The organism is Lactococcus sp. DD01 (assembly GCF_001578715.1).
In the GTDB taxonomy this organism is placed as follows: Bacteria; Bacillota; Bacilli; order Lactobacillales; family Streptococcaceae; genus Lactococcus; species Lactococcus petauri.
The window spans coordinates 103897-113752 of record NZ_KQ968939.1 but is presented as its reverse complement, the minus strand read 5'-3'; the positions used below and the strand labels follow the sequence as shown (position 1 = coordinate 113752).

At 36.5% G+C, this 9856-nt stretch carries 10 protein-coding genes; all 10 read right to left on the bottom strand.

Going from position 1 to position 9856, the window contains the following annotated elements; all coding sequences use genetic code 11:
- Nucleotides 1-504: DUF443 domain-containing protein (locus tag LACDD01_RS00535; protein ID WP_061412586.1), on the bottom strand; the 504-nt coding region annotated here is incomplete at its 3' end.
- On the bottom strand, nt 497-1804 hold the full coding sequence (locus LACDD01_RS00530; protein ID WP_061412583.1) for a hypothetical protein: 1308 nt from the start codon (nt 1802-1804) through the stop codon (nt 497-499). The genes LACDD01_RS00535 and LACDD01_RS00530, both read right to left, overlap by 8 nt.
- Nucleotides 1795-2151, bottom strand: a complete 357-nt coding sequence (locus tag LACDD01_RS00525) for a hypothetical protein (protein WP_061412580.1) — start codon at nt 2149-2151, stop codon at nt 1795-1797. Before LACDD01_RS00525 ends, LACDD01_RS00530 begins: the two co-directional genes overlap by 10 nt.
- A gap of 3 nt (nt 2152-2154) precedes the next feature.
- Nucleotides 2155-2433 carry a hypothetical protein gene (locus LACDD01_RS00520; protein ID WP_061412577.1) on the bottom strand — a complete coding sequence of 93 codons (279 nt, stop codon included), beginning with the start codon at nt 2431-2433 and terminating at the stop codon, nt 2155-2157.
- 14 nt (nt 2434-2447) lie between these two features.
- Complete coding sequence (locus tag LACDD01_RS00515; protein WP_197458016.1) at nt 2448-2891, bottom strand: DUF4176 domain-containing protein; 444 nt, start codon at nt 2889-2891, stop codon at nt 2448-2450.
- A gap of 1 nt (nt 2892) precedes the next feature.
- On the bottom strand, nt 2893-7371 hold the full coding sequence (gene essC / locus LACDD01_RS00510) for a type VII secretion protein EssC (RefSeq protein ID WP_061412571.1): 4479 nt from the start codon (nt 7369-7371) through the stop codon (nt 2893-2895).
- Nucleotides 7372-7375: 4 nt separating this feature from the next.
- Entirely contained in the window at nt 7376-8500 is a 1125-nt protein-coding gene (essB, locus tag LACDD01_RS00505) for a type VII secretion protein EssB (RefSeq protein ID WP_061412568.1), read from the bottom strand.
- Nucleotides 8487-8750 carry an EsaB/YukD family protein gene (locus LACDD01_RS00500; RefSeq protein WP_061412565.1) on the bottom strand — a complete coding sequence of 88 codons (264 nt, stop codon included), beginning with the start codon at nt 8748-8750 and terminating at the stop codon, nt 8487-8489. Before LACDD01_RS00500 ends, essB begins: the two co-directional genes overlap by 14 nt.
- Nucleotides 8734-9216: a type VII secretion protein EssA gene (essA, locus tag LACDD01_RS00495; RefSeq protein WP_061412562.1), complete on the bottom strand. Its 483-nt coding sequence runs from the start codon at nt 9214-9216 to the stop codon at nt 8734-8736. The genes LACDD01_RS00500 and essA overlap by 17 nt, the downstream gene beginning before the upstream one ends.
- 45 nt (nt 9217-9261) lie before the next feature.
- Nucleotides 9262-9552 (bottom strand): WXG100 family type VII secretion target, encoded by a 291-nt coding sequence (locus LACDD01_RS00490; protein ID WP_061412559.1) that lies wholly within the window; start codon nt 9550-9552, stop codon nt 9262-9264.
- Between the last annotated feature and the right edge of the window lie 304 nt (nt 9553-9856).

The window sequence follows — 9856 nt, the reverse complement described above, 5'->3', positions numbered from 1 at the left end:
TATCAGGGCTGTAGCGAATAAAAAGCCTAATCCTTCATTAAAAATATTTCTTTTATGAATTTCATCTTTCGGTTTATAAATCCTTAAAGAAAAACGTTTATTCTGTGACATAAAATGGCTTGGTATTTTATTTTTTGATGATTTCAAATAGATCCTACAAGATGCAAGTGTTATTAACATAGCAATAAGCAATAATAGTACTTTAATTGCTAGGGAGTAACTAACATCAAAATATTGAAATATATATTTCCCCAAATTATATGATAATGTGACAAGCGGTTGTGTAATCAATACTGCTGAAATCGAACTTATTTTTTTATTATTTCCAGATTCAAAATATGCTACTTCTTGTTGTTCAAGCAAATACGCCTCCAAAGTTACTTTTTCTGGCGGCTTAGATAAACTAAATAAAGACATATTATAAATAGTATTAACTAAGTATACTTTATCCTCGAAGTATAGTAGGACAAATCCTTGTACAGAAGAAAATTTTACATTAAGCATGTTTTGTTTTCCCCCAACCAAATACTGATTTTATAGATTCTAGGCCAGAGTTCACAACTTCCCCAGCATTTTTCACACCATCTTGAAATCCCAAAAAATTTTGATCATATGCTAATTTTGTTAATCCCCCCATAGCGATACCGGCCCCTATTGCCCAACCAATAGGATTACTTGCTATAATAGTTGAGACTGCAGCTCCTGCTCCAACTGCTCCTGCTCCAAAAGTACCAGCTGCTGCTGCACTTGCACTTGCACCCACAGCCCAAACTCCTGCACTTGTTACTGCGGTGGTTGCTGCAGTGTGCGTAAATGCCATTCCTACACTTTCTCCAGCTGCTAGATTTTGATTGTAATCAATTCCAAAACCTAATATGCCAAGACCAGATACCTTAGCTTTTCCCACTCCGAAACTCTTAACTGTTACATTTTGAACGCCTTTTTTTAACAATGAGGATGACATCGCCTTACCATATCCTGTTCCATCCCAGCTAATATGAGTGTTTTTCCAATATTTATTCCCATCAGAAAACACATGCATATATGCTCCCGCATTTGGAATACTCGTGTCCATAGTTTCTAAAAACTTTCCTATACCTTCAGACAAACCATCTTGTACTGCACCACTTCCATAATCAGATATAATATCAAGTAGAAGTTGTTTGTTTTTGTTATCTCCAGCGTTAAATTGTTCATTGGAGTTAAAATGCCCATTACCTAACACACTAACTATGTCCGATATTTTTTCAAAATCACTTCGTGCATCTGAAAAGAGGCCATTTACATTTGAATTGAATTCATGTAATTTTTTAAGCTTCTTTTGAACTTCCTGAATGTCCTCTGCAACTGTGCTCATGTAAGAAGAAAGAGTGTTGCTATAATTTGTAAAACTTGTGCTTAAACCACTATCTTCCTTATGAGACATTGCTTGCTGCTTAAAGAAATCTATCTGAGACGATAATGCAGCTTGTTGTGCTTGAAGAGACTGAAGCTTCTCATTTAATTTGTCCTCATCCAGAAGTTCATCTCCTGCAGATGAGGCAAAGCCTTCATATTTTTTCGCCTCTGATTTTAATTTTTCTAATCCTTCTGAAGCCTTAGAAATTGTTGGTATAACTAATTGCGAAAACATCCCTTTACCTGCGGTATAGGCTGCGCCAGATAATTCTTTTCCGTTTAATGCATTAATCAGATGACGACTTGCACGATTGAGTCCTTCAACCATTTCTTCTGCTGTTCTGATATTCCCATTTAAGGCTGAAACAATGCCACGTGAATCTGAAGGGTTATATATCAATCCCATGCTAAATTATCCCTTTCTTTTTGTAACTTTTCTCGCTCATCTTCAAGTTTGATGCTGGCTTTTTTATATTCCCTTTGCAATCCCTCTTGCTGTTGAACAATCATATTTGAAATATAAGTTTGCTTTTGAGCCGTTTCATCATACGCCCCTTTAATTTGACTTCTTCTATTGATATCCTCATCAATTTCTCGAAGTTGACGAAAGGTAAGCATCATAACCTCTTTGAAATTTTCAACTCTGCTTTTTACGCGTTGCTCTTCTAAATATAATTCATCTTTTTCTTTTTCTTTATCTGAAATTTTCTGATTAAATTCGACTCGCTTATCCGCATTTTTATCTCTGACCATCTCTCAAAAGCCCCAGTTCATTGTAGTTAAATCAGTCGCATCTTGTTTATCCCTCTCTTCAATGACCGCAGCCAGTTTAGGAAATTTATCTGCTTGTTTTTGTATACTGGCTTCCAGTTTATTGAGTTCTCCAATAATACTGTTTGATATCTCTACTGCATTTTTCATACCTGAGATGTTACTTTCGCCCAGAGAACAGTGCTGCCCTGAAGAACTCGTCTTCTTGAATTGGGATACCGATGCATTTGCTGCACCAATATCAGATTTTATCGCTCCGCTCATAATTCTATACTCCTTTATGCCTTGAATTTATAAAAGGGATCTTTTTTCAATAATTCACTCTCATCTTCAATTTTAGGTACCGGTGTAGCTGGAACTTCTTCGACTTTTTTTAAAGGAATTGTCGAATGATTAGAAGAGGTTTTCATTTTCTTAATTGCTTGTTCCATACCTTCAAGCATTTCTGACAAAAAAATGTCGTCTTTCTCATCACGATAGCCTTCGAAAATAGTTTTTGAAATATCCCCCTCAGAAAGTGTAATAATTTTATCTTCATGTTTCTTAGTAGCACCTTCTGGATGTGGTGCTACTTGATAACGCAAGATCGTTTGTCCACTGCTATCCTTACCAACCGCTCTAGCTACAATAAAGTAGAGTGTGTCTGTAAGAGCATCCATATGATCAATCTCAACCACTGAGCCTAAACCTAGAAATTGTAATTTTTCTTCTTTTTCAGCCATATTAAACACCCTCACTTTCCACAGGAACAACAATATTAAAGAATTCTTCATCTTTCACGGCGTGAAGGACATTCTTATTGACCACTTCTTTCTTAGCCTCAAGAGGTAAGTTTTCAATCAGATGTTGACTATTTAAATCACCACCAAATAGGATTTGTGAAGCATTTTCTCTTACAACTGTTGTAGCCATATTAAAGCTATTCCCTACTCTTGTAAAGTAATCCATCACGATGATTTGTTTATTCCTGCTATTTTGAGTAAGCAATGAAATAAGTTGTCCTTGTTGAATATTGAGCTGTATCACAAGCTCGGCTAGCCCATTCATGATTAATACACGAGATCTCGTTGAGTGGTCATCAAGAAAGGCTTGAATAGCTTTTTGAAGGTCCATATTTTGTTGCATAATCGCTTCTTTTGAAATATATACGGTGACTTTTGAAGCATACGCTTCGAGATTCTTAGAAGCATCAATTAAGATAATCTCACTCTCCTGAGCTGCCTCAAGCAACTGCTCCATCAAGAAAGGCATCACTTGCTTAAATTGTTTCGCTGATGCTGGGAAAATTCCTAAACTTTTAGCTTCGAAGAATTTGAAACTTTCTGCCTGTGCACTTAATTTATTCAATCCAAGAGACATCTCATGTTTTTCTTTAGCAACCATCGTTGAATAGAGTTCTGGTGTCAACTCATCCGGAACCATCGGAATAGCCTCAGGTTGAGTCCCGCTCCAAGCTTCACTCATTGCGACAATCTCTTGATTCATTGACGCAAGAACTTCAACTTCGCTCTCCCCTTTGACCGGCAAGTAAATTTGAAGGGCTAACGGTTGTTCCAATTTAATTTGTGCACGTCCAGGAAGCTCGACTTGTTCTAGTTTCTCACGGCCAAAAAGATTACTTAAATCGCCATCTTCATTGAGGAAAAGTGCCATTTTTGTTTGGATATTTGCCATCATATTCATCCGAATAGCATTATATCGCCCTGCTGTAAGAACAAGATAAATACCTACCGCAGCTCCTTCACGTAAAACTTTCATGAGGAGATTATCAATGGCATCTTTACGATTATCATTAGGGCTTAACCCGTCATAGGAGTCTAATACGTTCACAAGGATGGGAAGTTCATGCTTTGTTTTACTTTGGTATTGTTTCAGATTGGCAACACCCTCTTTTTTAAATAAGGCTTTACGCTCTGCCAAGTTTTGCTCTAAGCGACTGAGCATTTTTTGGAGTTTTTCATTTTCTTCTAACGTTACAATATCCGCCACATGAGGCAAGTCTTTCAAAGGCAATAAGCCATTTGTTCCAAAATCAAACAGATTAAACTGCACATGTTCTGGGGTATTTTGTCGTGCCAAGTTCATGACGATAGTCTGGAGCGCTGTTGATTTACCAAAACCTGGACTTGAAAAGAGCACAGTGTGAGAAGTTTCTTCTAAATTATAATGATACACTTCTTGACTTTGGAGACTCGGAATATCCAAGAGACCTAAAGGAATAGAAAGGTTACGTTTTTTCTTACGTTTCACTTGCTCTGTCACAATTGCTTCACCTAAATTAGGCAACCAAGGTTTATCCGGTTTTGTAAAGCTTGAGTATTCAAAATTATTGACAATTTCTTGAATCGTTGCTTGCAATTGTGTCGGTAAATCATCCTTAGTCTTCCCTTGATCAATGACATCTTCACGTGGATCATAAAGAAGTTCCCACTGTCCAGAAGCATTAATTTGGAAAACACGTTCGTCTTTTATTTCTTCTTGATAAGCATGCGGGTTATAATCAACACCTCCATAACCAGATTGGAAGAGTTCGTAAACTTCACTTTCACCCACACGAAGATAACCACGCCCTGCATTGGTAATATGTGCCGCATCACCAGTTTTGATTAAGGCTCTTGAATTTGCCTCATCAGACATTTTTAGAGCAACTTTTGATTTACTATTGGCATCAATTTGGTCATTCACCACACCATCTGGTTTTTGAGTGGCCAAGATTAAGTGCACTCCAAGTGAACGCCCAATACGTGCCACAGAAGTTAGCTCATCTAAAAACTCTGGTACGTTTTCTTTCAATTCCGCAAACTCATCTGAAACCAACATCAGATGAGGCAACGGTTTTTGTGGATATTTTACACCCTCACGTGGCGTTAAGCGCTCACGATAAAGCTTCATGTATCCTGCAATATTTTGAACACCATATTCTCTGAATTCGCGTTGACGTTTCTTAAGTTCCGCATTAATTGAAGCAAGAGCCCTAGCAGTTCCTGCCCCATCTAAGTTGGTAATTGAACCCATGAAGTGGGGGAGATCAGCCAATGTATCCGCTATTCCTCCTCCCTTCCAGTCAATAATTAACATTCCGATATCTTCAGGTGAGAAGTTAATAGCCAGTCCCATCAAAAATGTGGTTAAGAATTCTGATTTACCTGATCCCGATGTTCCTCCCACAATCGCATGAGGCCCATGCACTTGTTCATGTAAATCCCAAAAAGCAAATTCTTTTTTCCCTTTCCATCCAATCATAGAAGCGATAGACTTACTTGGATCTGCACTGTACCAGCGCTCACTAATATTCAAGGCTTCTACTGTCTCCACAAGATATTGTTCAAGTAAGCTTAAACGTTCTGGAATGGCATTTTTCTCAACTTCCATGTGTTCTAAACTTGATATCTGACGGAGAAGCACCTCAAAGTTTTCTTGTTCTTCTAAGGGTGGATAGGGCTTGTAAACTTTATCGATATGATGTCCATTATCTTGAATAAGTACACCAGCTTGTTGATTTTTTACTTCTATAAGAGCTGTGACCGTTTCTGGTAAAAGTTTTTTATCTTCTTTACACCAGATTACTGTTACACCAAGTTCTGACATGTCTTCTGCCAAAAACTCATTGAGTCCATGTCCTGCGAGATAGGAATCATCAAATACAGTAAAGACAAAATGAGGGAGAAAGACAGGCTTTTCTCGCCCTGCCGCATTTAACTCTTGTTTCCTTGAGTTAACAAGCTGATAAAAACTAGAGAGAACCATATCACGAGACTTCGCATTATGAACAATTCCACGTGTATTTATTCCTTGTACCTTGAAATGAGGAAGAAATCGCCATTTGTGCCAATCTTTAAGGTATGTTTTTTCTGGTACTAGACTAATAAAATTAAGATCGCGGTAAGACTGAAAAAAAGAAAGTTGTAAATATAAATTAGCAATTGTATTTTTTAACACATCATAGTTCCCTATCAAACCAAGTGTTTGATGGCGCAAATCTATACTTATGGGTACCTCTTCTTGTTTACTGTATTGCTCAACAAGTTTTTTTACATGAATGGCCCATTCATCGTCATCACGTAGACTATAATCTGTTTCTATTTTTAAACTCGAAGGTTGGGTGCCTGTCCCTAACGAAACTTCCATAAAGTCTTTATTATTCACCATACGCTCATACAAACGCGAGTCATACTTTTCAATCATTTTTAACAGTGCTTTGGGTGATGGTTGTTGGTAGTGAATGACTTTGTTTTCTTGGCGATGCGCTTGTCCCAGTTGTGAAGTTGTCTTCGCAAGATAAACCTGATAGTCTTCCTCACGATGCTTTTCACGTTCCAATCGATCTTTTTTCTCTGTACGATACTGCGTGACTGTAAAAACAACGGTCATCAAACTTGCTAGAGCAGTGGCCATCATCATGAGTGGATTTCGTCCCGCCATCAATGTCGTAATACTTCCTGCCGCAAGCATACCAATTGGAGGTAAAATTGCTTTTAACAATCCTCCCTTAGGGGCTTGTTCTTTATTCTCTATTTTTTCATATTTAAAAACTTCGTCAGGAATTTCTAGATTTAGACGTGGGGAGCGACGATATTCTGGGAAATCTTGCGGTTTTTCCAATTTACGTTTTTGCTCTAAGAAAAAATCGGAATTAAAAATTATTTCTTTTGAGAAAGTTGTAATTTTCCATTGTTCCGGTCTTCTCTCAAGCATAAAGTCAGGTGTTAGAATACTGTCTCCAACCTTGACTTCTCGAATAGTACTGGATTGTACCCTATCATCGTTATAGTAAACAAAATCTCCCAAGGGTTTGATTAAGGCTTTAACAGAATGGTCTTGTTCTTGATCAATGATGATAAGTGAGGCATCTTTCGTTTGAATTGCACGGTGTTTGTCACTATTATGAATAACAAACTCTCGGTCATCCAAAATTAAAAAATGAGTATGTAAATCATACGCAGGCAGTACAAAAAGTGTAATGTCTTCAATGGTGTGTTTGCCCTTTTCAAGTTTTTCACCATTAACCAGAAGTTGATCATTTACAATACCAAAGCGCAACTCATCATAAGAAGCCATCATTTGTGACGCCGTTAACGTCAAACGTTCAAGATTATCTTTTAAGATAAATATTGCATAAAGAATTTCTTCTGGATGACGTGCCTCATACAAAAAATTCTGATTTTCTTTTTTTGAATTTTGTCCTTCAAATAACTGTTTCATAGTCTCATCCTAAGCTCTTACTTAATTCTTGAATTTGTTTATTGTATTCTTCCAACTTCTTCTGCTTCTCATCCCCATCCATTGCACTGTTTAATTTTGTCGCCTGATAAAGATCGGTATAAGCAAGCAAAGTCAACTGGTCATCCCCAATGTTTTTTGCCAAATTCAAAGATTTTTCAAATTCCCCACGACCTTGATAGATCCAGTAGTTTAACGTGTTATCATCTGTCGTCGATGAGATATTATTCAAAACAGCAGACTTCTGGGTCTGACTTAAATCTGCTAAATGAATGGACGATGAGGCCAAAACAAAACGTGCATCTTTTGAGAGTTGGTCAGGTTGGTAGTCTTTTAAATCATCTAACGTTTTGTCATAATGGTTTGTAATGAAGTCAGCCTGAGCTTTTGTGACAGCTTGTTGTTTTGGAATCGTTGTTGTCCGATCTATAAAGGTCAAAGTCCCCATAGCGATGGCAGCAACGAGTGCCACAGAGCCTGCATATTTAAAGAAGCTATAACGTGCTTTAGATACTTTAACCAAAGCTGTCTCATCTTTTTGTTTCTCTTTAATTAATTCTATTTCTACTAGACGATGAACTTCTTCAAGTGAATAACTTGAAGCAATCGCTTGACTCAATTTATCTTTAAGACTGGTTTCACCATTCACTAAATTTTCATAAGAAATCTTAGGATTCAAAACGAATAGGACAAGTGCCTTATATTGAGAAAGGAAAAGTGAGGCATCCGTTTCCATTGGAACAAGAACCTCTCTCATACCCACATGTATGAAAGAAAAATCACCATTGATAAAAAAGATATTTTCTGGATGAACAAAAGGAATTTTATAACCTGATTTCTGAGCGATTAAATGTTTGAGTTTTAAAGCAAGCTCTAGACGTTGAAGTTGACTTTTTGTTGCCATTACTAAATCTTTCAAATTCTTTAAATTGCTCAGTAGAGGATAAACCACTTGAAAAGCAAATTCCTTATCCAAGGCTTCACCAAGCGCAATCTTACTCTTGATAAAATTTAATTCTTGTGGCTTCACTTGAGTTCCCGTAAGAAAAACTGTAAGCTGCTCTTCTTGTCTCTCAAATGTTAACGTATCCTGTCCATCAAATATTTTCATTTTCTTCTCCTACAACGAGTTGCAATATGTCTCCGTTCCCTAAACCCAGTTCTTGTAATGTTAAGCCACTTCCTAACGCAACAGACTTACCTTTGACAATAAAGTGCCAATTTTCTGGTAGTTTTTGCCCATTCGCTTTAAAAGACTCACTCAATAAGTCTACCAAACGGTGAGAGGTAACATTTGAAGGAACAGCAAGGTCTACCTGTTTTCCCATCCACTCTAAACTGATTTCAATATGATTTTTCATTTTTTCTCTTCCTGCGTGTAAAACGTTTTGCGATATAAGCTGTCAAAATCAACAAAGGCAGTGCTAAAATCATAAGAATGAGCACCCCTCTATTATTCATTTTTGTCTGTGATTCACTGGTTCCAATAGTTGTTTGATTATAATTCTTAAATAATTCCGTCTTTAAACCTTGATAATTGACTTGGTACAACTTATTTTGACTGGCTTGGTTAAAATCAATATTTTGAATAAGTTGAGTATTTTCAGCTTCTCGCTTTTCTTTTTCCTGAACTTTTTCATTTATTCGTTTTGAAAAAAGTTGCGAACGAACAGTAAAATCTGAAGAAGTTGAACTTCCTCCCGCTTGGTTAGTAATCATATCAGAATCCAGTTGCAAGCTTCCATCACTCTCTGCGAGTGCAAACAACGGTACAGTTAATAAAATAAGCGTTGCACTATAAAGCGATAACTTTTTTATGTTTTTCATTTATTCTCACTAAAAAATAAAAGAGCACCACAAGGGCGCTCGTCATTAAAATCCAAAACTTTGAGCATCTTGTGCATCACGTTCGGCAACAGTGTCTGCATATTTGTTCAACTGTTGATTGATACTTTCAAGTAATTCTTCAAATTTTTGAACATTTTGATAAAGTTGGTTGTATTGTTCTAGGTAAGCTTGGAAAGCTTGACCTTTCCATTCTTCTGCGATTGTGGAATTCATTGAATTCACACGTTGAATCGCTTGTTCAATTTGTTCTTTGGATTGGATGTAAACTTGTGCTTGTTGTTTGAGTTCCTCAGGTGTGACACTAATTGCGGCCATGTTATTCTCCTTAAAAATAATCTATGTAATTAAAAGTTTATTACCTTATATTTATAATATTAAACTTGTCCTAAAGCAAAAATTGACTTATTTAATTTTTTTTACATTATTATTTTATCAAGACGTTGCACATTTTGTCAAATGAAACCAGCACTTTTTTTCAATATTAGTGTACAGGTAATAAAACAAGATATTAATATCATATATTTTATTAATTTGGAAACTATATTTGTAGAATTTTGCTAGTTTCTTCTTAGGAATAGACCATTAAAAACCTCCAAATAATATTTGATTATTTGGAGGT